This window comes from Ruegeria sp. BB5 (assembly GCF_056539405.1).
In genome coordinates this window covers 227,689-252,958 of record NZ_JBQFUX010000003.1, presented here as the reverse complement: position 1 = coordinate 252,958, position 25,270 = coordinate 227,689, and the positions used below count along the sequence as shown (strand labels likewise).

Below are 25,270 nucleotides of genomic sequence, written 5' to 3'. Positions count from 1 at the left end.
CTTACACCGAGGCCTAAGGGCTCATCGGGGTATAATTGAAACCATCACTGGCTTTTTTACGTTACTGGGTAAGCGCATGCATAGGTGAATTCTGGCAACCAGACCCCGGAAAGACCGAAATTTGTCAAAATTATTGTCTATATCCAGCCTGTCTGTGTTTGAATACAATAAGCAGCGATGGGAATTGAGCCCGTCGCGCTCTGAACGGCATGCATGCCAAGCGGGGCAGAATATATATTAAGTACGCAAAGGGATTTCATTTTCATGAACAAGGTTGCCGAGCAGATCACCCCGGACAACATCCCAACCGGCACGCCGGACACTTCTGGCATGAGTCTGAGCGTGGTCATCCCTGCCTATAACGAAGAAAACGCCGTCCGTGGCACTGTTGAAGATGTGCGGGCCCATCTCGAACCGCTGGGTATTCCGTACGAGATCATCGTGGTCGACGATGCCAGCCAGGACAACACCCGCGCCGAAGCCGAGGCCAGCGGTGCCACCGTCACCTTCAACGACGTCAATTCCGGATACGGCGCCAGCCTCAAGCGCGGGGTGCGGATGGCGCAATACGAATACTTGGCCATCCTTGATGCCGACAGCACCTATCCGGCGCGTTACCTGCCGGGCATGCTGGCCATGTGCCGCGATCAGGACATGGTGGTGGGCGATCGGGGCGCCGCAATGAAGAACGTGCCGCTGCTGCGGCGGCCGGCTAAGAAGTTCCTGTTCGCCTTTGCCTCATTCCTGGCCGAGCGCAAGATCAACGACCTCAATTCCGGGCTGCGTGTGTTCCGCAAATCCGAGCTGATCCCGTTCCTGCCACTGCTGCCACAGAATTTCTCGTTCACCACCACGATCACACTGTGCATGACCTCGAATGGCAAGCGGATGATCTATACGCCGATCGAATACGGTAAGCGGGTGGGTAAATCGAAAATCCGACCGATCGATTTTCTGAACTTCATCATCCTGATCCTGCGCATCAGTACCCTGTTCAACCCATTGCGGGTGTTCATCCCGCTGGGGCTGGCGTTTTTCACTTTGGGCACGGTGAAGTTCATTATCGACATGTTCTACTGGAACCTCAGCGAAACGGCGGTGTTTTCCTTCCTGGCGGCCATCATGATCTGGTCGCTGGGACTGATCGCCGACATGATCTCGCGGCTACACCTCAGACCCTGACATGAGCGGCGGCATGCTTTCCGATCCAAATCAACGGCGCTGGCTGATCCGGGTGGCCGGGTCGGCTTTGGTGCTGGCGATCCTGTTCTGGATCCTTCCGGCCGAGGCCATCGTGGCGGCATTCAAGGCAATCCCGATCTGGGTGTTCCTGAGCGTACTGGTCCTGTTCCTGTTGGCCCATGTGGGTGCAGCGCTGAAATGGTGGCTGCTGCTGGGCCGCGGGCTTTCGCCCCTGCTGGCTGTCCGGGCGCATTTTGCCGGTCTGGCTGCCAATCTGTGCCTGCCGGGCGCGATTGGGGGCGATACGGTGCGCGCCGGGATGGCACAAGCGGCAATGAAAGACGGGGCGCGGGTCGTCGCAGGCGCAACCGTGGATCGACTGATCGACATGGTGGCCTTGTTGACCTTGTCCTGCCTGGGGTTTGTCCTGACATGGGAGCGGGCCGAGGGCGGGCATATGATCGTGCCAGTGGCGCTGGTCTTGCTTGCAGCGCTGGCGGGTATGGTTGCGCTGCCGCGCCTGCTGCCCCTGCCCTGGCGCTATATCCCGTCGCTGCCCGGCAAAGGCTTTGCGCATCGCCTGGCCGATGCGCTGGCCGGGATGGGGCGTAAACCCGGCACACTGGCGGCGGCCTTTATCGCGTCGGTTTTGATCCAGTTGTTGTTGGTCATGCTGGCCTGGTGGCTGGCCATCGCGGCGGGTGTCGATGTGGCAGCCGGACCGTGGATATTTGCCTGGCCGCTGGCCAAGATTATCGCAGTTCTGCCGGTGTCGTTGAACGGGCTGGGCCTGCGCGAGGCCACGCTGGCGGGCTTTCTGGCCCCCTTTGGTGCCAGCGCGCCTGCCGTCGTGGCAGCCGGGCTGGTCTGGCAGGTCGTTCTGTTTACAGCGGGCGGGTTTGGCGCGCTGGTTCTGACAATGTCCGGGATGCGGTTTAGCGCTCCGGCGAATTCCCAAAAGGAAGAGTGCAAGTGACGGATGTTTCCCGGCCAACAGGCGAGGATAAGCCTGAAATCATCATACTCGGTGCCGGACCCGCTGGTCTGGCCGCAGCATACGCCCTGACCGGGCAGGCAAAGGTGACCGTGATCGAACGCGCACCCATTGCAGGCGGCAATTCGGCCTCGTTCCCGGTCGAAGGCGTGATTTGCGATTATGGCTCGCACCGGTTTCACCCTGCGGCAGAGCCTGAGGTGCTGCAGGATGTGAAAACGCTGTTGGGTGACGATCTGCTGCTGCGCCCGCGCCATGGGCGTATCCGGCTGGGCGGCAAATGGATTCACTTCCCGCTGAAACTGACCGACGCGCTTATGCGCCTGCCCAAGCCCTTTGCCGCGTCACTGATCGGGGACATGGTGCTGAAACCCTTTCGCAAGAAAAGCACGGGCCCCGAGACATTCTCGACCGTGCTTTATGACGGGTTGGGGCCAACGATTTCGGACAATTTCTATTTCCCCTACGTGCGCAAACTCTGGGGGCTGGATCCGGAAAAGCTGGCCGTCAAGCTGGCCGAGCGCCGGGTCGGCAGCGGTTCGGTCGGCAAGATCCTGATGAAGATGCTGCGGCTGGTGCCTGGGCTGCGCAGCGAAACCGCCGGGCGATTTTTCTATCCGCGCAAAGGGTTCGGACAAATCTCGGACGCAATGCTTGAAAGCGCGCGCACAAATGGCGCCACCTTCATGTTCAACACCGAAATCACTGGGATTGACCGCGACGGCGACCGTATCACCGGGTTGACGATCCGCGACGGCGACAGCGAGCGGCATGTGACCGGCGATCTGATCCTGTCGACCATTCCTCTGACCGGGTTGACGCGCCTGATCGACGCCCCTCCGCCGGAAGTGGTCGATGCCGCCCGCGCCATCCGGTTTAGGGGCATGATCCTGCTGTATCTGGTACTCGAGACAGACCAGTTCACCGAGTTCGACGCGCATTACTTTCCGGAATTGTCGATCCCGATCAGCCGGATGTCAGAACCCAAGAACTATAACGCCAGTGGCGCGCCGAAGGGCGTGACCGTGCTGTGCGCCGAACTGCCCTGCGACCCGGATGAAAAGTGGTGGTCCATGTCCGACGAAGAACTGGGGCAGGAGTTCACCAAATGGTTGGACCAGCTGGGCCTGCCGGTCACCGTGCCGGTGCGCCGCTGTGAATCCCGACGGCTGAGCCACGCCTATCCGGTTTACGACGTGGGGTATGAGGCGCGGTTTGATACGGTTGATCAGTGGCTCTCAAATCTGGACGGATTGCTCGTATTTGGACGTCAGGGATTGTTCGCCCATGACAACACCCACCACGCCTTTGCCATGGCCTATGGCGCGGCGGATTGCATCAACGGCACAGGTCAGGTCGACCGCGCGAAATGGAATAAATATCGCGAGGTCTTTGCTACTCATGTGGTGGAAGACTGACCCATGACCGCCTGGCAGGCCGATATCCTGATGTATCATTCGATCTCGGATGCGCCTGGACCGACCTCAATCGCGCCCGAGGTGTTCAAGGCCCAGATGCAGGCGCTGGCGGCATCCGGCCTGCCGGTTGTCACGCCCGATGCGCTGGCCAACCCGCCCGGCCCCCGCGTGGTCATCATCAGTTTCGATGACGGGTTCGAAGATTTCGCCGATACCGCCTGGCCCATTCTGCGCGATCATGGCTTCTGCCCCATCGTCTATCTGCCCTCGGGCCTGATGGGCGGGATGGACCACTGGGTCGGAGGCAACATCCCGCCCCGCCCCCTGATGGGTTGGGACAGGATCGAAGCCCTGGCAGGGGAAGGGGTCTGTTTTGGCGCGCATAGTGTCAATCATCCCGATCTCACCACGCTGGATACGCTCATGCTGGAAGAGGAAGTAAGTGGCTCCGGTCAGGACATTGCCGCGCGGCTGGGCCAGCCTGTCCGGCATTTCGCACCGCCTTACGGCGCGTCGAATAGCAGCGTACTCAGACAGATCGCTCAGCATTACGACACTTCGGTCGGCACCAGGTTGGGCGTGGCCAAGGCGGGGGACGATATCCACGATCTGCCCCGGCTCGAGATGTTTTACTTTACCGACATCGCCCGTTGGAAAGCGCATTTGGAAGGGCGCGGCAAAGCCTATCTGACGGCGCGCAAGACAATGCGGGGGGTGCGCGCGGCAATACGCGGGCAACCGTGGTGAACAGATATTTTCCGCCTGCGGCTATAGCCGGATACGCAGCGCGGGTTGTACGATCCGGTAAATTGGTTTTCAACAAGTAACAGGTACGAACAAATGCATATTCTGGTTACCGGTGGCGCCGGGTTTATTGGCTCTCATCTGACGGAACGGCTGATCCGGGATGGCCACACGGTCACGGTCTTTGATGATCTTTCGACCGGACGGCTGGCAAATCTGACCTCAGTTGCAGACCACCCGAATTTCACATTCACCGAAGGCTCAATTCTGGATCGCCAGATGGTCACCGATCTGGTTCGTCCGGCTGACGTCGTTTTTCATCTGGCCGCCGCCGTTGGCGTCAAACTGATCATGGATGAGCCCAGCCGATCGATCCTAACCAATGTAGCGGGTACCGAGAATGTTCTGGATGCGGCGCTGCCAAACAAGACCTATACATTTGTCGCCTCTACATCCGAGGTTTACGGCAAAAGCGCGAAGTTTCCGTTTCAGGAAGACGACGATCTGACCATTGGGGCCACGCGCAACCTGCGCTGGTCCTACGCCTGTGCCAAAACGCTGGATGAGTTTCTGGCGCTGGCCCATGCGCGCGAATCCGGTCTGCCGGTCACGGTTCTGCGGTTTTTTAACACCACCGGGCCGCGACAGACGGGCCGCTATGGCATGGTGTTGCCGAATTTCGTGAAAGCCGCGCTGGAGGGTGCGCCCCTGATGGTGCATGGCAGCGGCGAGCAGTCGCGTTGCTTCGGTCATGTGGCCGATGTCGTCAAGGCATTGGGGTTGCTGATGAACGCACCACAGGCAAAAGGCGAGGTGTTCAATATCGGCTCGAACGAAGAAGTCACAATCCGCGCTTTGGCTGAAAAGGTCATTGAACTCACCGGGTCCAACTCGGAAATCCGCTATGTTCCCTATGACGCGGTATATCCCGAAGGGTTCGAGGATATGCAGCGCCGGCTGCCCGATGTGTCAAAGCTGGAGCGCGTCACTGGATTCCGCCCGATGCGCACGCTGCAGCAGACTATCGAAGATATCATAACCGAAATGCAGTCCCCGGTTTCCGCATGAGCCGTCAGGTTCCCATCTGTGACTGATCTGGTGATCGGCTCCGGGCCGTCCGGCGTGTCTGTGGCCATGGCTTTGCTGAACCGGGGGCGGCAGGTTCTGATGCTGGACACGGGCGGCAGGCTGGAGGCCCCGGCGCAAGACCGCCGTGACAAGCTTGCGGCTTTGGATCCCGACACCTGGTCTGTTGATGACCAAAAAAAATGGCAGGCCCCGCAATTCGACACACCGCCCGGGCAGGTGCGCCGGTTCGGGTCGGATTTCGCCATGGTGCCGGGGGCCGACACGCTGGTGTCGCCCGAACGGATCGGGTTGCGGGCCTCACATGCGGTGGGCGGGCTGTCCAATCTCTGGGGTTCGGCGGTTCTGCCCAACCGCGCCGAGGACATCGCGGACTGGCCGATTGGAATTGACGATCTGGCTCCGCATTACCGGGCTGTTGCTCAATTCCTTCCAATAAGCGGTCGACAGGACGATTTGCAGGCTCTGTTTCCCGTGTTTGCGATGCGGGATCGGGTGCCGCTGAACCCGTCCCCACAGGCGCAGCAGATGTTGCAGCTGCTGGAGCAAAAGGAAAGCGGCCTGTCAGAATTGGGGGCCCATATCGGGATGTCCCGATTGGCCGTTGATCCCGGCTGCCAGTATTGCGGCCAGTGTCTGCATGGATGCCCTTGGGGTTACATTTATGCCGCCCAAAAAACACTCGATGACTTGTGCCAACACTCTGCGTTTCAATACCGCACCGGTCTGGTCCATCGGTTCGAAGAACATGCCGACCACGTCACGGTGACGCTTGATAATGGCGAAAGCCTGAAGGCGACCCGCGTCTTTATCGCCGCCGGGGTTTTGGAGACGGCGCGTCTGCTTCTGGCGTCATCGCCAAAGCCAACCACCAGTTTGCAGTTACAGGACAGCCAGCATTTCTTTCTGCCCAGCCTGCATCGCTGGCGTACTCCGCACCGTCCGGACCAAAGGCCCTATCACACCCTGCCGCAGGTTTTCATAGAGCTGAACGCCCCCGAGGTCTCGCCCCATCTGGTCCACACTCAGGTCTACACATGGAACGAGTTCTACGCCCATGACCTGATCAACAGTTATGGTTCAAAACTGCCCGGGTCTGCCCCTATATGGCGGATACTCGCGCGGCGGTTGATCGTAGCGCAAGCGTTCCTGCATTCGGCCTATTCTTCCAGGATCAACCTGACGCTGGCCACCGACGGACGACTTGTCTCGACTGTGAACCCCAATGACGAAACCGAAACGGTTATGGCGCGGGCTACTTCTCGACTGGCACAGGTCATGAAGCTGGCGGGGCTTATACCGCTGACTTTTGCCCGACGTTCAGGTGATGTTGGGTCAAGCTTTCACGTCGGTGGCTCGGTTCCCATGGCCAAAGCGCCCAGTGCGGGGCAATCCGACATCTTCGGGCGACCTAAAGGGTTGTCACGGGTACATCTTGTTGACGCCTCAAGCCTGCCCAGCATCCCGGCCACAACCATCACCTTCTCGGTCATGGCTAATGCCCATCGAATTGGCACGCTGACCCCCTAGCGCTCAATTCATGCAAGTGATGCTGCACGCGCTCCGTTCTCTAACGCACCGGCTTCCAGAGCCGCAGAAAGCGCCCGATCACCTTTTCCATGCGCCGCACGCGCCAGCGCCGCACCATAGGCTTCAAGCACAGAGGTCTCATGCCAAATGTCCAGAAAGGCCTTGCGCGCCGCAGTTCCCTGCACCCCGCGCTGGTCCGGCTGGTGCTGCAATTCACGCATCGCCGCGATCAAATCATCCTCGGTTTCAAACAGCGACCCACCTCCGGCCCGCTCCACGATCTCGGGGAATGGGCCCAACCGACGGGCAATAACCGGCGTGCCCAGACGGAAGCTTTCAATCAGGATGATGCCGAACGTCTCATAGCAAACCGACGGAACGATTAACCCGATCGCACCGCGGTAATAGGCGTTAAGCTCCTCAAGGGTTTTGCGGCCCAGGAATTTAATCCGGTCATTGCCTGCGGCTTGGCTCTTTAACTCATCCGCATAGTCACCGTCGCCCAAGATCAGCAGATCGGCATCCGAATAGCGGTCAATGGCCGGAAACACATCTTGCAACCCTTTAATCTTTTCCAGACGTCCGACGAACAGGAAATAGGGGCGCTCATGGGCCGCTGGTTCTGGCAGGGCGCTCTGATCGAGATCGGGCAGGAAATAGGGCAGCACCTGCATGTCTTGCCGCAGACCGAATTCGCGATGTTTGGCGCGGCTGAATTCGCTTTTTGCAATGATCAGATCCATATGATCCAGCGCCCGGTCCAGCGCGCCGGTATAGCGCCACAGCTGCGGCGGACGTTTGTGATTCAGCACGCAGCGTAGGCATTGGCGCGCGTCGCACAGCTCCCGCCCGTACCGCCACAGAACATGGGTGGGGCAGACCAGCCAATGCTCGTGCGCCTCATAAACCTTTAGCCCCTCACCCATCGGCAACAGACCGGGTCCTCCGATCAGGGATGTATTGTTGTGCCAGATGATATCCGGTTTCCGTTCGGTCAGTATCTCGAGGATGCGGGCTGCGTGTACAACAGGTCGACCCAGCTGCTGGGTCAGCAGGTTCGACATCATGCCATTGCGGCTGCGCAGCCCGATCCGCCGCACCCCATCGGGGTCGCCCTCGGCCTGCGGCTTTCCGCCCAGGATCAAATAGCTGTCTTCGTCATGCACCACCGTCACATCGTGACCGCGCGCCACAAGCGCCCGGGCCATGCGCTGAATCCCTATGGCGTCACCGCCAAAGGAATAGGGCGGGTAAAATGTGGTGAACATCAGAATGCGCAGCGACTGCATGTGAATTGTACCAAACAACCAATAACTTTCAGGTATGAAACACGATCCCTGCGACAATCGAAAGGAACAAGCCATTTGGACACTCAGATAGCCACCGGTGTTGCGGACATGCTGCAAACATACGCAGGCTGTCACGGGCTATGACCACAGCATGTGCAAATGCTGTGCGCATGCTATGATCGGGGAATAGTTCAGAAAATTGGCTCGATCCCGCTTCAGATGCAGACCTATTCCTCTTCAGACCCCCTTCATGTTGTCGAAATGGGCACCCAGTTCGGTATGGGCGGCATCACCCGGCATATCCTAGGGCTGAGTGAGTGGCTGCAGACACACGATCATCGCGTCACGCTGGCTGGCACCGCCGATATCTGGGGCGGGCCTGATCAGCAGCCGGATTTCCTCGACCTGCCCACCCGCTATGTCGCTGGCGATGGCGGCAACATCGCCAACCGGTTGCACCATACGGCAGTCGCGGCTTGGCGGTTGCGGCGCTGGCTGGCGAACAATCCGGTCGATCTGATCCACTGCCATGAATCCGCCCCTGCGCTGGTTGCAATTCTGGCCCGCACCGGGCGGCGCATCCCCGTCGCCGTTACCTATCACGGGTCCGAGCCCGAGCGGATCGCCGCATTCGGCCGGATTGCCGCGAAATGCGATCTGGTGATCACGCCCAGTCATCGGTCCGCCGAGGATCTGGCCACCATCGGCAATGTGCCGCAGGACAAGCTGAAAGTCATCGGTCTGGGCGTCACACCCCCGCCTCAGGACAGTGCAGAGGACATTGCCAACCTGCGCGCTGAGTTGCTTGGGGATGGTGACCGGGTGATCGTCACACTGGCCCGTCTGCTGCCGCAAAAGGGGATCGACATTCTGATCGACTGCGTCGCGCGGATGAAAGAAACCCATCCTGGCTATCGTTTCATCGTTGCAGGTGACGGGCCGGATGAGGCACAGCTGCACGCGCTGGCGCAGGAAAAGGGCCTCGGCAAGCACTTGCGTTTTGTTGGTCGCACGGACAAGCCAATCCGACACCTGCGCGCGGCGGATCTGTTCCTGTTGACCTCGCGGTGGGAGGCGCTGCCCTTCACCATTGCCGAGGCGTTCCAGACCGGAACCCCGGCGGTGGCCACCGCCTGTTCCGGCGTGGTCGAACTGATTGATGACAGTGTTGGCGCGGTCGTGCCCATCGCCGATATCGATGCGATCTGCGCTGCCGTGGCCGATGTCTTGTCAGACGAAGACCGCCGCCGAACCCTTGCGGAAAATGCTTTGAAACGCAGCCTCGAAGACCGGTTCAATCCGGATTGGGTGCACCAGCAATTCGAAAAGACCTATTACACTCTGGCAGGTCGCTAAAAAGGACCGCAGATCAGGGACGTTTGGTGATGTAGCCCCAGACTTCGCCCAGCGTCCAAGCGGTAGACAGCAGCATGACATACGGCAGCGTCTTGAGGTACCGCATCCCCCGCCCCTTGCTGGCCTGCAGCTTATAGTGACGCACCCAAAGCAGTGGCGGAATCAGTGGCCCCGCCAGGATCAGCATCAGGCGCTTTGCGTTACTTTGATTGCGCACCCGGATTTCACCGAACAGGCGACCCCAATCGAACCGCTCGGGCAGCAATTCCCGAAATGTCGCCCTGGGCCGGTGGTGATGCACGACCACCTCGTTCGAGAGCCACAGCTCCTCACCCTGTTCGATCAGGTGCCAATGCACGATTGGCTCGTGATAGCGATCTTTCCACAGGTGCTGGGTCTCATCCAAGGCTTTGCGGCTATAAGTCAAGTTCACGTCTGACACCCAATCCGCCGGACCGGTTTCAAACGGTCGCCCGTAGCGGCCAAAATCGGTGACGTAAAAGGCCCAGTTCAGCGGGCTGACCGGCTCCATGCACTCGATTGCGCCACCAATCACGTTCTTTCCGGTTTCCTCGTACAACCGCACAATGGTGCGCGCCCAGTCGGATTGCGGCAGACCTCGGTCTTCGAGAATGCCAATAATATCTCCTGTGGCCGCGGCCAGCCCGGCCGAACGACGGCGATCATAAAGCTCGTGCTTGCCCGCCTCGGAGGTGATCGGGCGGATCGGGTCGATCACGCCAAGGTCCAGAAACCGCACTTCTGGATAGTCATCGGCATATTGCGCCACATCCGCGACACTGGCGTCATAGGGAATAATCACATCCAGCGGTGGCGGATCATCGAAACTGCGTACTGCTTCAAGGAAATCCCGCACATAGCTGCCGCCTTGCACGATGGTCAGAACGATGGAAAGGGTCGGATCACTGCTCATTGGATTGTCATGTCCCCCAGATTGTCCAGTTCAACCGGCTGACCGCTGCGTGTGCTTTCCGGCACGGCGGCGGCGATTTCGACCGCACGCAGGCCCGCATGACCGTCGGCGCAGTTCAGACCGGTTTCACCACGGGTCAGGCGAATGAAGTCGGCCAGTTCGTCGCCAAAGGACAGGATCGCGGTCGTTTTCCAGGATTTCAGTTTCTCGCGCACCATGATTTCCGGATAAAACTTACGCACCCGTTTGGGCGCACCGCCGGGCTTGTCCATGGTGATGACAAGGTTCTGCATCGGCGCATAGGCCCCGCGCACCATACCGCGCGAGCCATAAACCTCGATCACGCTTTGATAGCCTTTCCAATCGTTCCAGCAGGCCTGATAGATCGCCGGAATACCATCGGGGTTCTTGAAGATTGCCACAGCGTTGTCCTCGGACCCCGGCACGTTCCAGACCGTGTTGGTGGCCACTCCATAAACGCTGGTAATCTCGCCCAGAATGAAACGCGCCATGTCGGTCATGTGAATACCCACATCCCACAACGCACCGCCGCCGGAAAATTCAGCCTGATATTCCCAATCATGAGTGAAATGGCCCAGCCCGTCATGGCCGCCATATACGCGGACATGGTCGATCTCTCCGATCTCGCCCGAGGATGCGACCTCTTTCACATGAGCGAAGGACGGGTAATAGCGCATGTTGAACCCGGCCCCCAAAGCCTTGCCCGCCTTTTTCGCCGCATCGACGATCCGCCTTGCCCCTTCCACGGTCGGAGACAGCGGCTTTTCGGTCAGCACATTCAGGCCTTCGGCAAAGGCCCGCAGGCAGAGCGGTTCACGTATATGCGCCGGGGTCGAGATCACCACCGCATCCATCTGTGTGGCAAAAAACCGGTCAAGATCGGTAAAGGCAGGCGCGCCATCCGCCACAGCCACAGCGCGATGAAATTCAAGATCCAGAACCGCCGCCAATTCAGCGTCAGGAGACTCAAGAATGTTCTGAACCCGCATTTGGCCGATCTTTCCGGCCGCACCGATCACACCGATCTTCATTCAATTCCTCATTAACAACCACGGGTGCGCAACAGCGCTACACCCGGCATCTTTAACAACAATTCACCTATGAGCGGAGTAGCACAGACGCTGCCTCCACGCTAGGTTTCTGAAGGATGACATTTGCCGACAAAACGAGATCACAGAGGATTTGAAGTGTGAGCATTACCGGATTGGACCGCCTGAATGGCAAATCGGTCTTCGTGACCGGGGCGACCGGTTTTGTCGGCAAACGGCTTGTGCCGGCCCTCCTGGACACCGGTGCCAAGGTCACCGTTCTGCTGCGCAGCCGCCATGGCGTGCGCGCGCTTGAGGCGATGGGGGCACATGTCGTAACCGGTGCGCTTGGCGACAGGGCCGCCATGGAAAACGCGCTACGCGATCAGGACGTACTGTTTCATCTGGCCTATGACATGCGCGCACCTGCAGCCGAAAACCTTGATACCTTCGACACCCTCAGACAGGCCGCTGACGCCGCCGGGGTCGGGCGGATCATCCATATCAGCTCGATCGTCGTCTATGACGGCTGGCCGCAGGAGGATCTGACTGAGGATAGCCCGTTATCCCAAGCCGGAGGCACACCGTACCGGCAGGCCAAAATGGCGATGGAACAGGCTCTGATACAGGGAAATTGTCCGATTGCGATCCTGCAACCCACGTTGGTTTATGGCCCGGGCAGCATGCTCTGGACGGACCGGTTGGCCGACTGGATGGCCGCAGGCAGTGTGGTGCTGCCCGAACCCGAGGGGCTGTGCAACGCAGTGTTCGTCGACGATCTGGTTCAGGCCATGCTGCGCGCCGCAGTGCTGGTGGGGCTTGGGCAAGAACGGTTCATCATTTCAGGCGCGCGTCCTTTTTCATGGTCCTCTCTGCTGACCGGCTATGCCAACATCATCGGTCGGGGCAGCATTCATTATGTTCCGCTGGCCGATCTCGCAGAACGGTTGCCACCCGAGGAACCCGGCACAATCCCGGACACACCGCCGCTGGCTGCCCGGATCAGCGCCGCTGCCCGAGGCTGGATCGGTCGCGAGAGGTTTGAGGGGATAGTGCAAATGGTGAAACAACGGTTGCCGCAACAGGGCGAGGTTTACCCGGACCGTTATATGTTGGAACTGTTCTCGACCAAGGGGCATTGCCAGATCGACCATGCGCGGGCCAGACTAGGTTATGCACCGGAATACGACCTCGACTCTGGGTTGGAGGCCACGCAGGATTATCTGCGCAACAGGTATGGAAAATAGTTTAATTGCAACCAGTTACTGCATGTTATCAGGGACCAAGACCTTTGACCCACATCGCCATTGACGCAACACCCTGGGATAACGAACGAGGCTTTGGCCGGTTCACCCGGAATCTGGTCGCTGCTCTGGCCGCCCGCGATACCGGCTTTCGATATACGCTCCTGTTTGATCAGGAACCGACACGACCCGTGCCGGAAGGTGTCGAAACCCGCATTGCAGGCTCTGAATTTTCGATGTCCGAGGCCTCATCGGGAGCCAAAGCCCGGGGCGGGGCCGATTTGCTGACAATGGCCAAGGCGGCCCGACGCATCGACTGCGACGTGTTCTTTTACCCGGCGGTTTATTCCTATTTTCCGCTGCCGGCCCGGCGCCCCACAGTAGTCTGCTATCACGACACGATCCCTGAACGCTTTCCCGAACTGATCTTTCCAAAGCGTCTGAATTTCCGACTTTGGCAGGCCAAATGCTGGTTGGCCAAAATGCAAGCGACACGGGTGATGACGATCTCGGACGCCTCGGCAAACGACCTGACACGTATTCTGCGCATTCCCCGCGCGCGAATTGACACGATCACCGAAGGGGCCGAGGACGTCTTTCAGCCTATTCAAGACAATCGGGTTTTGGTGAAAGCCCGAGAGGCCTATGGCATCCCCCCTGATGCACCGCTTTTGGTCTATCTGGGCGGGTTCAACCGACATAAAAACGTGCTGCGCCTAATTGAAGCCATGCCTCAGATTCTTCAGAAAGCACCGGACACACGCCTAGCTATTGTCGGGCGCACTACAGGGGCGCGGTTCTGGGACAATGTCGAGGACCTCAAGGCCAGTGCTGCCGCTGATGCCACCCGCTCCGAGCGCATCATTTTCACCGGTGAGATTGATGACCCCGAACTTGCCGCTTTGCTCAATTCGGCCAATGCGCTGGTCTTTCCCTCGCTTTGGGAGGGGTTCGGTCTGCCCGCGCTCGAGGCGATGTCATGCGGCACGCCCGTTCTGTCCTCGGATCGCGGCAGTCTGCCCGAGGTGGTGGGTGATGGCGGGCTTTATTTCGACCCCCTATCCAGCCAGGCCCTTGCGGATCAAACCATCCGCTTACTGACAGAACCCGGACTACGAAATGGCCTGTCGCAAAAAGCCCTGGCGCAAGCTTCAAACTTTAGCTGGGACAAAGGTGCGGAACTGGCCGAGGCATCGCTTCGGAGGGCGTTAAGCCCGAAGTAAAGAAATTTTTCCCAAGCGCGCCTTTTTCAAAATTCCAGCAACAATTCTGTGTCCACCCAAGAATTGAACCTTTATTGGAAACGCGGTACGGCAGTCTGGAACCAGGCTGACAAATTTGTTGGATTCGCACCCCCTTCCTCCTATCCGTGGAAGAGGTTAGAATTTCCGACAGCCATACCGTGAATTGATTTCAGTCTGACTTTGTAAGATCAGGGTAAATTATGAACTACGAAACCTCGCACCATCAGTCCCTCGGGCAGCTTATCGCCACGCGCGACGCGCGGGTTGCTGTGGTTGGATTGGGCTATGTCGGCCTGCCACTGGCGCTGACCGCCTATGATGAGGGGTTCGACACAACCGGCGTTGACCTGAACCCAGACCGGGTGGCGCGGATCAATCAGGGCGATCAGGTCATATCGTACCTGGCTTCGGATCGGATCGCGCAAGCGGTGGACAGCGGGCGCTTCCGCGCCACGCAGGACCCTGCGGCACTGGCCGACGCAGATATCGTTTTGATCTGCGTGCCGACCCCGCTGACCGATGCGCAGAACCCGGATATGTGCTATGTCGCTGCCGCAGCCCAAACCATCGCGCAACACTTGCGCCCCGGTCAGATGGTGGTGCTGGAAAGCAGCGTCTGGCCCGGAGCCACGACAACCCTGGTCCAGCCCATCCTCGAAGCAGGCGGTTTGCGCGCGGGCAGTGATTTTTTTCTGGCTTTCTCGCCCGAGCGTGAAGACCCCGGCAATGATAAGTTCGACACACACAGCATTCCCAAAGTGGTCGGGGCCGATGATCCGCTGTCACGGCAACTGGTCGAGGATTTCTATCGCGCCATCGTCACCAGCGCCGTGCCGGTCAGTTCGGCCGCTACTGCCGAGGCGGTGAAACTGGTCGAGAACAGCTTTCGCACCGTAAACATCGCCCTGGTCAACGAACTGAAAACCGCACTTGAAGCGATGGATGTGGACGTCTGGGAAGTGATCGAGGCTGCGGCCACCAAGCCCTTTGGTTTTATGCCCTTCTATCCCGGCCCCGGCATAGGAGGCGCCTGCATACCAGTGTCCCCGGCCTATTTGGCCTGGCGCGCCGCAGATGCGGGATCGGATACGCCGATCATCAACCTGGCACGCAGCAGCAATGACGCCGTCCCGCAGATATTGGCCGCGCGGATCGCCGCGGAACTGACGGCGCGCAACGGTTCTGCGCTGGCGGAAACCGGTCAACCCCTGACCGGACAGAAGATTTTGCTGATGGGTATCGCCTATAAGCGCGATGTCGAAGATACCCGCCGCAGCCCGGCTTTGGTTCTGCTGGACGAGCTGGAAAAGCTGGGGGCCGAGGTGGATTATCATGATCCCTATTTCCCCTGCCTGCCCGAAGGCGGGGAATTCCCACAGCTTGCAGGTCGGACATCCCAACCGCTGACAGCCGAAAACCTGAAACGCTATGCGGCAGCAGCCGTTATCACCGACCACAGCGCCCCGGACTACGATCTGGTTGCCCAAAAGGCGGCTCTTGTCTTCGACACACGCAACGTTTTTGAAAAAGCAGGGATTGCGGTCACGGGGGGAAGACTCGTCAAGCTTTGAAACTGTCGATCGCCGACATCGCATTCGGCATTTTCAGAACAGTAGAAAGGTAAATTAAATTACATTCTTTCAATGAGGTAGAAATTAAAAGTAGAATTCTGGTAATGAGTGACAAGCCCAAGAAAATTTTTGTTGATCTGGACGGGACCCTGATCAGAACTGATCTTTTTGTTGAGGCTATCCTTCAATTTCTGAAGAATAACCCGCTTAACATCTTTCCCGTCATCCTATGGCTGTTCAAAGGTATTCCCTACGCCAAAGAGCGGATCGCGCACGAGGTCGGCCTCAAGGCCGAGGCGCTTCCGTACGAAACCTCGCTGCTTGAGTACCTGAAACAGCAGAAAGCGGATGGCAGGCAGTTGGTTCTCGCCACGGCCTCGCACCGCATCTATGCCGACAAGGTGGCCGCGCATCTGGAAATATTCGACTCGGTTCTGGCAACAGATACCGACCACAATCTGAAAGGCGCCAACAAGCTGGCCGCAATACGCGATGCTGCCGGGGACGAGACCTTTGCATATGCCGGAGACAGCACAGCCGACAGCCCGATCTGGGCCGCCTCTGCGTCGGGCATATTTGTCAATGCACCGAAATCTGACGTGGCAACAGCGCAGTCGGCGGGCACAGCCGAGAAAGTCATCACATCGCGCCCGCCGCTGTGGCAGGCCTTTCTCAAATCCATGCGGCCCCATCAATATGCAAAAAACGCCCTGATCTTTGCGCCTATCTTCACCTCACAGCAGCATCTGCCTTTTTCGTCGGTTCTTGCATCCCTTCTAGCCTTCATCTGTTTCAGCCTTTGTGCGTCCGGGGTGTATTTCCTGAACGATCTGGTCGATCTGGCAGCTGATCGCCAGCACACAAGCAAACGGCACCGCCCGCTGCCATCCGGTGATCTGTCTTTGCATGCAGGCGTGGTCGGCGCAATCGCCCTGCCCTTAATCGCCTTTGTCCTAACATTGGCCTTCCTGCCGCCTGTCTTTGCAGTTGTGCTGATCACCTATCTGATCATCACCATGGCTTATTCCTTCTGGCTCAAGCAGATCGCGACGGCGGATGTGATGGTGTTGGCATCGCTTTACACGCTGCGCGTCATTGCCGGGTCTGCGGCCACCGGCATCGTGCTGTCGTCCTGGTTTCTGGCGTTCTCGATGTTCGTCTTTGTCAGCCTCGGCTATCTGAAACGCTACATCGAAGTGGCCGCAGCACCTGAAGATGACGGCAATGTCCATGGCCGGGATTATTCCTATGCCGACAGCGAAACCATGTTCAGCCTGGGCGTGGCCAATATCACCGCAGCCGTTGTCATTCTGGCGCTTTATATCAACAGCCCCGAGGTAAAAGAAATTTACCGGACACCCGAAATCCTGTGGCTGCTGTGTCTGCTACTGCTGTACTGGGGCAACCGCATCTGGGTCGGTGCCCGGCGCGGGCGGGTCGCGGACGATCCGGTCCTGTTTGCCCTGCGCGACAGGATCAGTCTTATGGTCGGCGGCGCGTTTGTTTTGGTGACCCTAGCTGCGAAATACCTGACCCTTTGATGATGGCCGCGAAAACGAAGGAGAATACTATGTCGTTATACTGGTCTGCCTTACTATTTGCGGTCTGCGCGAACATTTGCACAAACGTCTCGTTCAAACTGGCTGTGCAACAGCTTTCAGGACCTTTCGATATTCGCGCCCTTGTGGTTTCGCCCTGGGCCTGGGCTGGTTTGATCAGTGGCTTGCTGTTGCTGAGCAGCTTTATTGTCGCCATCCGCGGCCTTGAGCTGAGTATCGCCTACCCGGCCGTCACCGGATTGGCGATGGTCGGCATTCTTGTCGTCGGCTATTTCTTGTTTTCCGAGACGCTGAACCTGCAAAAAATCGTTGGCATCGGGCTGGTCATCGCTGGTGTTTTTGTCCTGTCACAGGTGAAACAAGCCTGAGGCCCGGGCTAACCATGCGCAGTGCGACTGGTCCAATCCCGCAACAGATCTACATGTTGGCAAGCAAACCTTCGCACATTTTTCCAAGTCTTTTTCAGAAAGCATTGCCGCAGGTCGGAATTTAAGGAATACTTGGGTCAGGCTTCTTTAGGCCTCAAAAAATACGCAGTGTCGAACGAGTAGTGGGGCGTTGCCCCGTCAGGTAACAATAATCAAATTTTAACCCAAGGTGGTTCACAGTTTTGCCATGATTTAGGCGCGGAATCATCGTGGGCGCTCGCTCCAAGGCATCACTCTTGCCAGTTTGGAGGGGACACGACCAAGGTCACAGCCGGAGGGCCGAAAGAAATGATGGGAATTTTCGGAATAGCCATCCTTGTTGGCCTATGTGCTGGCGGTTTTGCCTTATATTCCGGTTCTTCTATCCTGATGGCATTGGGGGCCTATATTCTGTTTGGCTGGCTGTTCATTCTGGCAGCTCTCATCGTGATTGGGGTGGCCAAATTGTTGCACAATCGACTCCGCAAACACGATCACGCCTATTCCGGCTAAGCGCCGCTGGGCGGTTTCCATGTTGCTTAGTGTCCTGTTGTACTGAAACTTCCCTCATTCCATGTAAAAGTTATCCATATTCGAACTTCGTGTTTCTCGCGCCTGCCATTATGCCGTGAAATTCAAAGATGCGTCTCATTCCGCTTGTCTGGGCTTGCCTTTAGCGATGCGTGAAAAAAGTCGACCGTCGGTCACGGCAAAGCCCAAAGCAATGATGGCGAACCCAATCCACGCACTCGGCTCCATCCTCTCACCAAGGAATGTCACGCCAAGACCGATAGCAAACGGTGGGATCAGCAGCGTCACCAAAAGAAGATTGGCCGCACCCGCACGCGCAAGAATTGCAAAGTAAAGAACATAGGCCAATGCCGTTGACAACGCGGCCATCCCAAGAAGCGCAGACCAAACGCCTAAAGACAAATCAAAATTGGGGGCGCCATCCATCAAAAGAACAATTGGGATCATAAGCACGGTGCTGCCAATCAGCATACCGAGCGCATTCACAAGCGGCGGTTGGCCTGAAAGGGCAGTTCTGCCCCAAACGCCGGCAAAAGCATAGGAAAGTGTGGCCCCAAGGATAGCCAACTGTGCCAGGTTGCTGGGATTGAACTCAGTCAACGCACTTGGTCCCATGATAAAGGCCACACCCAATATACCTAGCGCAGCACCTGCTATCTTCTTTGGCGTCAACGGCTCATCCTTGAGAAGCAAACCAGCCACAACTGCTGCGAACATTGCCGTCGTTGCGTTTAAAATTGACGCAAGTCCACTGTCGATCTGCGTTTGCCCCCAGAAGATCAGCGAGAATGGGATGGCATTGTTGAGCGCGCCCATAACAAGATAAGCGCCCCATATCCGAGGCGTGCGTGGCACGCTCAATCCTTTGATTATGACGATCAGGGCAAGAATAGGAACCGCCCAGATCACCCTGTGCAGCGTAATTGTCAGTGGCGGCACTTCGGTCAGGGCAACCTCGCCGAAGAAAAACGAACCGCCCCAAACGGCCGCAAGCAACAGCAGCATGGCAGTGGCCTTCAAATCCATCGATGGCATGGGCTGCGGAGTCATTTGTTGCCGGTTCCTCGTTAACGCTTCTCCCAAAAAACTAATCCGCGCGCCCCCAACACCGCGACCCGTTTCTTGCGGAAAGCTCTCTAATAATGGTCACTCGACCAAAACCGCGACTTCCAAAAAGGCGATGAATTACCTTGTTGCGCATAGCCAGGCATCTGCGAGATATCGCACGTTCGCGCTTCTACTTCTCCACACGCCTGAAATTCAGAGATATTTCGGGGGTTTTAATCCTGAACCGCAAGACGCAGAGGCTTAAATTCCCCGATCCGTGCCATTCTAAAACAGGAAATTATTCCGCCGCCTCAAGCAATCTTTCTAAGGGCACCTGGATTTTCCGTTGAACGTCCTGCGGCCATCAACGACGCCTCATAAGCTCTCAAAACCGGGCGCGCAGCCTCAAGACCCCGCCCTGATGGCAAATCAAGTTCTGGAAACAACGTCTGGATTTCCGAAACATCCTCTTCATCCAGCGCGGCTGTCCCCGCTTTGCCAAGAAGAAGGCTTTCTGACGCGACGCCATTGGCCCAGACAATCTGGTGATCATCAAAAAGCAGATGGAAATATTCGACTTCGCCACCGATGCGCAAAGATATTCCGTCACCGTCAACCAGATACTTTGCTGCTGCCAAAACCTGTGGGCTGGCAAACTGCAACTCGATATCGGCGCCTTGTAACAGAAGGCGATGTTGCGGGCTGACCTCGAATGTGTCCTCAGCGCCCAAAACACCCGCGCGGATTCGGATGGGCGCGAATTTTCCAATAGCCGCCATCGTGCGTCGACCGATCCAACGAATTGGTTGTGCGCCGCTATCCATGGTCAGCACCTGATCTCCCGCTTTCAGGGACTCGATGGGCCTGGGCCCGTCCGGGCAGGCAATCAACGCCCCCCGCACAAAACACAACGGATCGGAATCGGCCCTTTCCCCGAACAGCGAGTATCCGGTATTGAAGCCGTTCGCATAGATCGGCGAGACCAATTGAATCGACTCGATCGCGCTTGCGTCGATCGCGTCCTGATCCGCGTTATCCTGAAATTCCGGTGCCCAATAGGTGTTGCCGTTGGTATCTTGAAAAACAACAGCTGTAATACTTACGGTCGAGCCATCGGTATATGTAATGACAGCATCGAATTGCATTGCTGCATCAAACGACTGCGGCGACCCACCGTCGATGCTGAACTGATCGTTCGAGACGTTGTTGTCCAGATCATAGGCCGTAGAATCCCCGCCGCTGAAACCAGACCCTGCCTCGGCGAAAGTCTGTCTGCTGTCAAACAGAGGATTTCCCGCAGACCCATAGGTGCCAAGGGACGAATTTACTGCGCCGGTTGAAAGGGTTTGGTTGCCTTCAGCCGTGTCCCAGATTTGCTGGTTGCCAAGGGAAAAGACGGTAAATGTTGTCGGCATGGAAAACTCGTAAAAAACAAAAAACGAACGTACAGCAGTCAAATAACCTTCGACTTCTTAACAATTCAAGAATTTTTACTTGTGGATCGGGTTTGGTGGTCAAAACAAATACCGAAACGTGTCTTATTGGTATCTGGGTCGGGCTGGTCAATCATCAGCAGAGTACAGATCTTTATCGTGTAGTGATGCGCAAAAGAACCGAACCCGTGTTGCGCATCAATTACTTACGGTGCAAATCCTTGATGGTCTGTTTTCTCATGTTAGGATCGCGTTCATGCTCAACTTGGTGCAAGTGAAGATCGCATTCGAAAGAGCTAATAAAAACACTGTTGATAGAAAGCAGTCTGTTGGGCCAAATACCTGCAACTGTACTGTTTTTCGATACAGCAAACAATAAAGGCCAAAATGGCCAGTCCACCAACGGAGGTCACACTATGACTATTTCAAACTCTCTGAAGCCTGCTTTGCTGGCTTCAGCCGCACTGCTTTTAAGCCAAGGCGCTGCTCTGGCCGATCCCATCAAGATTGCTGTCAACGAATGGACCGGTCAGCATATCTCGGCCCATTTTGCAGGGGCGCTGTTCGAACAGCTGGGCCACGAGGTCGAGTACGTGACCGCCGGTGCCGTGCCGCAGCTGGCCGCCATTGCCGAGGGCAGCCTGCATTATCAGCCGGAACTTTGGACCAACAATGTCGGCGACATCTACCCCAAGGCCGTTGAGGCCGGGGATATCATTGTTGTCGGCGGCCTGGGGCTTGAGCCGCAGGAAGGCTGGATTTATCCGCCGTACATGGCCGAAAAGTGCCCGGGGCTACCGGCCTATGAGGCGCTGTATGACTGCGCGCAGGCTTTTGCCGCCGCGGATACCTTCCCGGATGGTCGTCTGATCACCTACCCGGCAGACTGGGGAACCCGGTCAGCCGATCTGGTTGAGCTGATCGATCTGCCGTTCAAGCCGGTGCCGGGCGGCTCCGAAGGGGCGATGCTGGCCGAACTGAAAAGCGCCGTGGCCGCCGAGCAGCCTATCCTGATGATGATGTGGCAGCCGCACTGGGTCTTTGCCGAGACCGATGTGAACTGGGTCGAATGGGACACGCCGCATGGCACCTGCGACGAGGCCAGCCAGAAACGCGGCGAGGCGTGCGGCTTCCAGCAGGCGACTGTCGATAAGATCGTCTCGAAAGATTTCGCGTCGACCTATCCGGATGCGATGAAGATGGTTGAGCAGATGAACCTGACCAACGACGTACAGAACGTACTGATCCTGGAAGTGGATCAGAACGGGCGCGAAGTCAAAGAAGTCGTGGCCGAGTGGATGGGCGCAAACGAAGACGTGTGGCAGCCTTGGGTTGCAGCGGCAAAACAGTAACCCGTCTCTGACCATGGTGGAGCGCGACATATGCGCTCCACCCTTTGTAAGGCTGCTAAAATGACTGCATCTTCCCCAACCAGCACCCCGAAACTGTCCTGCAAACATGTTTGGAAACTTTACGGTAAAGGGGCGGATCAACATCTGCGCAACATCGGTGTGGCAGGTCAGGACTCAAGCGAGGCCAAGGCCCTGGCTCAACACATTCGCGATGACGGCGGCATTGTCGCCTCGACCGATGTCAGCTTTGATGTCATGCCGGGCGAGATTTTTGTAATCATGGGGCTTTCAGGTTCGGGTAAGTCCACCATCGTGCGCTGCCTGTCCCGTCTGGTCGAACCCACCGCCGGGGAAATATTGCTGGATGGTGAGGATCTGCTGAAGGTCTCGGCGAAGGAACTGATAGACATTCGCCGTCACAAGATGGGGATGGTGTTCCAAAGCTTTGGCCTGATGCCGCACCTGAACGTTCTGGAAAACGTGGCCTTTCCCCTGAAGTTGCAAGGGTTGGACGACAAAGAGCGTCTGGAGCGCGCCGAGCGCGTGATCTCATTGGTCGGCCTAGAAGGGCGCGAAAGCAGCTTTCCCAGCCAATTGTCGGGCGGGCAGCAACAGCGTGTCGGCATTGCACGGTCGCTGGCTGTAGAACCAGAGGTCTGGTTTCTGGACGAACCCTTCAGCGCGCTGGACCCATTGATCCGACGCCAGATGCAGGACGAGTTCCTGCGGCTACAGCAAGAGCTGCACAAATCTATCGTCTTCATAACCCATGATTTTCTTGAAGCACTGCGCATTGCCGATCGAATGGCAATCATGAAGGATGGCGCAGTGGTTCAGATCGGGCGCCCAGTCGATCTGATCCTGAACCCCGTCGACGATTATGTGCGTGAATTCACCAATGACGTCCCGTGGGAGCTGATCCTGACGGCGGGCGATGTGGCTTCGGACAACGTCCCGCCGAGCGGAATCAAAGAGGTTCCGGCCTCAACCAATGTGGCCGATCTGCTGCCCTATTTGGCCTCTCACGACAACGGGGTGGCCGTGCGCAAGGACGACAATGCGTTGGTACACATGACCAGTCAGAACGTGATTGCCGCTTTGGCCAGCGGTGTATCAGACGCCTCAGCGGTCAAGGACTGACCTAATGGATGCAGTTTCGAACAGATCGCTGGTGGTCTGGCTTGCGGTCACAGTGCTTGTGGCCATTTGCGTCGTCTTTGCCAAAAGCCTTGGGCCACTGGTCACCTATCCTGATGCACTGGTTCTGCCGGTAACCGACCCGATGAATATCGCGATGCGGTGGTTTGTGGTGACCTTCGGCTGGTTTTTCAAAGCCATTTCTTGGCTGTTGGATTGGCCCATCCTTTTGGCCAAGACGGTTCTGCATGCGGTGCCATGGGTGGCGTGGTTTATGCTGTGGGTCTATCTGGCCCTTCGTGCAGGGGGTCGGGGACTTGCGATCTTTACCGCCGTCAGCCTTTTATACATGGTCACGTTTGGGTTCTGGACACAGTCCATGAACTCTTTCGCGCTTGTGGTTGTTTCGATTCCAATGGCGGTGGCACTGGGCTTTGCGCTGGGAACCTGGGGGTTTCTGTCTGACCGAGCCTATCGGATCATCATGCCAGTCCTGGATCTGATGCAAACCGTTCCGGCCTTTGCCTATCTGTTGCCGATCCTGTTGTTGTTCGGGTTTGGCACTACGGTCGGTTTGGTCGCTTCCATCCTGTTCGCCTTTCCTCCAATGGTGCGCAATACCATCGTTGGCCTGCGCGGTGTTCCGGACGAAGTGATCGAGTCCGGCCTGATGAGCGGTGCCACCCCATCCCAGCTTTTCTGGCGCGTGCGAGTTCCAACGGCGCAGCGGCAAGTCCTGCTAGGGGTGAACCAAACGACGATGGCATCATTGTCCATGGTGATCATTGCATCGATCATCGGCGGCACCAACGATATCGGCTGGGAGGTGCTATCGACCATGCGCAAAGCGCAGTTCGGTGAAAGCCTTTTGGCAGGGATCGTGATCGCGTTGATGGCCATGGTGCTGGATCGGATCACCTGGGGGTTCGCGGTGCAGTCCAGTTCAGCTAAACGCGGGGCCAAGGGCTGGATCATCTGCGCTGCGCTGTTTGGCGTTGCTTGGGCGCTGGCCATGGTTTTCCCACCCCTCAAAGACTGGCCCGAAGCGTGGGTGCTGAACCCCGCCCCGGCTATGAACGCGGGGCTTGAGTGGATCTTTGTCGAATTCCGCACCACACTTGAAGCAATCAAACGGGTCGCGCTGTTCTACCTGATGCTGCCAATCAAGATCGGGCTGTCTCAGGCCGTCAGCCCGTTTACCTGGGGTTTTGCCATGACACCCGCCGTGACCACGGGTTATGCACTGATCGTCGCGGCAATAGCTGGGTATTTCGCGTTCAAAGGCAAGCAGTTGCAAGCTCTTTGGGTGATCCTATTCGGGCTGGTCCTGTATTCCGGCCTGACCGGGCTGGCCTGGATTGCGCTTTGCGCCGTGATCCTGGCTCTGGCCTGGCAGGCCGGAGGGAAGAACCTTGCACTCTGGGCGCTGGCCGGGGTCGCTTTTTTGCTTCTGACCGGAATTTGGGAGCCGTCAGTCATTTCCTTGTACCTCTGCGGCGTAGGCGTTCTGCTGTCATTTCTGTTCGGCAGCGCCATCGGCATCTGGGCGTCCGAGAATGACACTGTGTCCCGCATAGTAAGGCCCGTTATCGACACGTTGCAGACCATGCCGCTATTCGTGATCCTCATTCCCTTTGTGATGGTGTTCAAAATTGGTGAATTCACGGCTCTTCTGGCCATTATCGTCTATGCGATTGTTCCGGCGATCCGATACACCGAACATGGGCTACGTAACCTGCCGCATGACGTGATCGAGGCGGCAACAGCCATCGGAACGACGCCCCGGCAGTTGCTGTGGCAGGTGAAATTGCCACTTGCGGTGCCATCAATCATGCTGGGCCTAAACCAGACAATCATGTTCGGGATTTCAATGTTGGTGATTACCGCCCTAGTGGGCACTGACGATCTGGGCCAGCAGATTTATATCGGCCTCGGAGATGGCGATTTCGGGGTCGGGATGACTGCCGGGATAGGCATGGCCATCATCGCAATGATCGCCGACCGCATCACGCAGGGGTTCAGCCAACAGATTCAAGCACGTCTGGGCGTGAAACTGGACGACGCACTTTAATCTCCAGCGGTACGATGTACTGGACACACGGCCTGACAATGTTACGCGGCAGCTCCCGAAAGGTCCAAAGGCCGCAACGGTTGACCGACAGG

At 57.7% G+C, this 25,270-nt stretch carries 21 protein-coding genes; 16 read left to right on the top strand and 5 right to left on the bottom strand.

Annotated features, from left to right (window positions below):
* Window positions 1-264: 264 nt before the first annotated feature.
* From ACR0DL_RS10940 to ACR0DL_RS10915, 6 genes are all read left to right on the top strand, one after another.
* Window positions 265-1,182 carry a glycosyltransferase family 2 protein gene (locus tag ACR0DL_RS10940; RefSeq protein WP_480647460.1) on the top strand — a complete coding sequence of 306 codons (918 nt, stop codon included), beginning with the start codon at window positions 265-267 and terminating at the stop codon, window positions 1,180-1,182.
* 1 nt (window position 1,183) lies between these two features.
* The gene (locus tag ACR0DL_RS10935) at window positions 1,184-2,158 is read left to right on the top strand and encodes a lysylphosphatidylglycerol synthase transmembrane domain-containing protein (protein ID WP_480647458.1); all 975 of its coding nucleotides are present in this window, start codon (window positions 1,184-1,186) and stop codon (window positions 2,156-2,158) included.
* On the top strand, window positions 2,155-3,594 hold the full coding sequence (locus ACR0DL_RS10930) for a protoporphyrinogen/coproporphyrinogen oxidase (RefSeq protein WP_480689094.1): 1,440 nt from the start codon (window positions 2,155-2,157) through the stop codon (window positions 3,592-3,594). Before ACR0DL_RS10935 ends, ACR0DL_RS10930 begins: the two co-directional genes overlap by 4 nt.
* A 3-nt stretch (window positions 3,595-3,597) precedes the next feature.
* A complete protein-coding gene (locus ACR0DL_RS10925) occupies window positions 3,598-4,341 on the top strand; it encodes a polysaccharide deacetylase family protein (protein WP_170411983.1) in 744 nt (247 codons plus the stop codon).
* 93 nt (window positions 4,342-4,434) lie between these two features.
* Complete coding sequence (locus tag ACR0DL_RS10920) at window positions 4,435-5,406, top strand: NAD-dependent epimerase/dehydratase family protein (protein WP_480689092.1); 972 nt, start codon at window positions 4,435-4,437, stop codon at window positions 5,404-5,406.
* Window positions 5,407-5,424: 18 nt separating this feature from the next.
* The gene (locus ACR0DL_RS10915; RefSeq protein WP_480689090.1) at window positions 5,425-6,954 is read left to right on the top strand and encodes a GMC oxidoreductase; all 1,530 of its coding nucleotides are present in this window, start codon (window positions 5,425-5,427) and stop codon (window positions 6,952-6,954) included.
* 8 nt (window positions 6,955-6,962) lie between these two features.
* Here the strand turns inward: ACR0DL_RS10915 and ACR0DL_RS10910 are convergent, their stop codons facing one another.
* Window positions 6,963-8,243 carry a glycosyltransferase family 4 protein gene (locus tag ACR0DL_RS10910; protein ID WP_480689088.1) on the bottom strand — a complete coding sequence of 427 codons (1,281 nt, stop codon included), beginning with the start codon at window positions 8,241-8,243 and terminating at the stop codon, window positions 6,963-6,965.
* Between the two features lie 159 nt (window positions 8,244-8,402).
* Between ACR0DL_RS10910 and ACR0DL_RS10905 the strand changes: the two genes are divergently transcribed.
* Window positions 8,403-9,599 carry a glycosyltransferase family 4 protein gene (locus tag ACR0DL_RS10905; RefSeq protein WP_480689086.1) on the top strand — a complete coding sequence of 399 codons (1,197 nt, stop codon included), beginning with the start codon at window positions 8,403-8,405 and terminating at the stop codon, window positions 9,597-9,599.
* A 13-nt stretch (window positions 9,600-9,612) separates the two neighbouring features.
* On the opposite strand, the gene ACR0DL_RS10900 is transcribed toward ACR0DL_RS10905, so the two are convergent.
* Together ACR0DL_RS10900 and ACR0DL_RS10895 are read right to left on the bottom strand one after the other, a co-directional pair.
* The gene (locus ACR0DL_RS10900; RefSeq protein WP_480647448.1) at window positions 9,613-10,533 is read right to left on the bottom strand and encodes a glycosyltransferase family 2 protein; all 921 of its coding nucleotides are present in this window, start codon (window positions 10,531-10,533) and stop codon (window positions 9,613-9,615) included.
* The gene (locus tag ACR0DL_RS10895) at window positions 10,530-11,585 is read right to left on the bottom strand and encodes a Gfo/Idh/MocA family protein (RefSeq protein WP_480689084.1); all 1,056 of its coding nucleotides are present in this window, start codon (window positions 11,583-11,585) and stop codon (window positions 10,530-10,532) included. The genes ACR0DL_RS10900 and ACR0DL_RS10895 overlap by 4 nt, the downstream gene beginning before the upstream one ends.
* 158 nt (window positions 11,586-11,743) lie before the next feature.
* Between ACR0DL_RS10895 and ACR0DL_RS10890 the strand changes: the two genes are divergently transcribed.
* The 6 genes from ACR0DL_RS10890 (at window position 11,744) to ACR0DL_RS10865 (ending at window position 18,120) form a co-directional block, all read left to right on the top strand.
* Window positions 11,744-12,829 carry an NAD-dependent epimerase/dehydratase family protein gene (locus ACR0DL_RS10890; RefSeq protein ID WP_170376810.1) on the top strand — a complete coding sequence of 362 codons (1,086 nt, stop codon included), beginning with the start codon at window positions 11,744-11,746 and terminating at the stop codon, window positions 12,827-12,829.
* A 44-nt stretch (window positions 12,830-12,873) separates the two neighbouring features.
* The gene (locus ACR0DL_RS10885) at window positions 12,874-14,049 is read left to right on the top strand and encodes a glycosyltransferase family 4 protein (RefSeq protein WP_480689082.1); all 1,176 of its coding nucleotides are present in this window, start codon (window positions 12,874-12,876) and stop codon (window positions 14,047-14,049) included.
* A 221-nt stretch (window positions 14,050-14,270) separates the two neighbouring features.
* A complete protein-coding gene (locus ACR0DL_RS10880; RefSeq protein ID WP_480689080.1) occupies window positions 14,271-15,641 on the top strand; it encodes a nucleotide sugar dehydrogenase in 1,371 nt (456 codons plus the stop codon).
* A 104-nt stretch (window positions 15,642-15,745) separates the two neighbouring features.
* Window positions 15,746-17,182, top strand: coding sequence for a UbiA family prenyltransferase (locus tag ACR0DL_RS10875; protein WP_480689078.1), 1,437 nt, complete (start codon window positions 15,746-15,748; stop codon window positions 17,180-17,182).
* 29 nt (window positions 17,183-17,211) lie between these two features.
* On the top strand, window positions 17,212-17,568 hold the full coding sequence (locus ACR0DL_RS10870; RefSeq protein ID WP_170350077.1) for a DMT family transporter: 357 nt from the start codon (window positions 17,212-17,214) through the stop codon (window positions 17,566-17,568).
* Between the two features lie 348 nt (window positions 17,569-17,916).
* Window positions 17,917-18,120, top strand: coding sequence for a hypothetical protein (locus ACR0DL_RS10865; protein WP_170350076.1), 204 nt, complete (start codon window positions 17,917-17,919; stop codon window positions 18,118-18,120).
* A 135-nt stretch (window positions 18,121-18,255) separates the two neighbouring features.
* Here ACR0DL_RS10865 and ACR0DL_RS10860 read toward each other — a convergent pair whose 3' ends face one another.
* Both ACR0DL_RS10860 and ACR0DL_RS10855 read right to left on the bottom strand, forming a co-directional pair.
* On the bottom strand, window positions 18,256-19,188 hold the full coding sequence (locus tag ACR0DL_RS10860) for a DMT family transporter (protein ID WP_480689076.1): 933 nt from the start codon (window positions 19,186-19,188) through the stop codon (window positions 18,256-18,258).
* A gap of 308 nt (window positions 19,189-19,496) precedes the next feature.
* Window positions 19,497-20,600, bottom strand: coding sequence for a Hint domain-containing protein (locus ACR0DL_RS10855; RefSeq protein WP_480689074.1), 1,104 nt, complete (start codon window positions 20,598-20,600; stop codon window positions 19,497-19,499).
* A gap of 434 nt (window positions 20,601-21,034) precedes the next feature.
* Between ACR0DL_RS10855 and ACR0DL_RS10850 the strand changes: the two genes are divergently transcribed.
* From ACR0DL_RS10850 to ACR0DL_RS10840, 3 genes are read left to right on the top strand one after another with little or no spacing between them, the layout of a single operon-like run.
* A complete protein-coding gene (locus ACR0DL_RS10850; RefSeq protein ID WP_170361707.1) occupies window positions 21,035-21,970 on the top strand; it encodes an ABC transporter substrate-binding protein in 936 nt (311 codons plus the stop codon).
* Window positions 21,971-22,030: 60 nt separating this feature from the next.
* Entirely contained in the window at window positions 22,031-23,110 is a 1,080-nt protein-coding gene (locus ACR0DL_RS10845) for a quaternary amine ABC transporter ATP-binding protein (RefSeq protein WP_480689073.1), read from the top strand.
* Between the two features lie 4 nt (window positions 23,111-23,114).
* On the top strand, window positions 23,115-25,178 hold the full coding sequence (locus tag ACR0DL_RS10840) for an ABC transporter permease (RefSeq protein WP_480689071.1): 2,064 nt from the start codon (window positions 23,115-23,117) through the stop codon (window positions 25,176-25,178).
* Window positions 25,179-25,270 lie beyond the last annotated feature (92 nt).

Coding starts and splice junctions, on each gene's coding strand:
- ACR0DL_RS10940 (WP_480647460.1), top strand. CDS start 265: ATGAACAAGGTTGCCGAGCAGATCACCCCGGACAACATCCCAACCGGC.
- ACR0DL_RS10935 (WP_480647458.1), top strand. CDS start 1,184: ATGAGCGGCGGCATGCTTTCCGATCCAAATCAACGGCGCTGGCTGATC.
- ACR0DL_RS10925 (WP_170411983.1), top strand. CDS start 3,598: ATGACCGCCTGGCAGGCCGATATCCTGATGTATCATTCGATCTCGGAT.
- ACR0DL_RS10920 (WP_480689092.1), top strand. CDS start 4,435: ATGCATATTCTGGTTACCGGTGGCGCCGGGTTTATTGGCTCTCATCTG.
- ACR0DL_RS10910 (WP_480689088.1), bottom strand. CDS start 8,243: ATGCAGTCGCTGCGCATTCTGATGTTCACCACATTTTACCCGCCCTAT.
- ACR0DL_RS10905 (WP_480689086.1), top strand. CDS start 8,403: ATGCTGTGCGCATGCTATGATCGGGGAATAGTTCAGAAAATTGGCTCG.
- ACR0DL_RS10900 (WP_480647448.1), bottom strand. CDS start 10,533: ATGAGCAGTGATCCGACCCTTTCCATCGTTCTGACCATCGTGCAAGGC.
- ACR0DL_RS10895 (WP_480689084.1), bottom strand. CDS start 11,585: ATGAAGATCGGTGTGATCGGTGCGGCCGGAAAGATCGGCCAAATGCGG.
- ACR0DL_RS10880 (WP_480689080.1), top strand. CDS start 14,271: ATGAACTACGAAACCTCGCACCATCAGTCCCTCGGGCAGCTTATCGCC.
- ACR0DL_RS10875 (WP_480689078.1), top strand. CDS start 15,746: ATGAGTGACAAGCCCAAGAAAATTTTTGTTGATCTGGACGGGACCCTG.
- ACR0DL_RS10870 (WP_170350077.1), top strand. CDS start 17,212: ATGTCGTTATACTGGTCTGCCTTACTATTTGCGGTCTGCGCGAACATT.
- ACR0DL_RS10865 (WP_170350076.1), top strand. CDS start 17,917: ATGATGGGAATTTTCGGAATAGCCATCCTTGTTGGCCTATGTGCTGGC.
- ACR0DL_RS10860 (WP_480689076.1), bottom strand. CDS start 19,188: ATGACTCCGCAGCCCATGCCATCGATGGATTTGAAGGCCACTGCCATG.
- ACR0DL_RS10855 (WP_480689074.1), bottom strand. CDS start 20,600: ATGCCGACAACATTTACCGTCTTTTCCCTTGGCAACCAGCAAATCTGG.
- ACR0DL_RS10850 (WP_170361707.1), top strand. CDS start 21,035: ATGACTATTTCAAACTCTCTGAAGCCTGCTTTGCTGGCTTCAGCCGCA.
- ACR0DL_RS10845 (WP_480689073.1), top strand. CDS start 22,031: ATGACTGCATCTTCCCCAACCAGCACCCCGAAACTGTCCTGCAAACAT.
- ACR0DL_RS10840 (WP_480689071.1), top strand. CDS start 23,115: ATGGATGCAGTTTCGAACAGATCGCTGGTGGTCTGGCTTGCGGTCACA.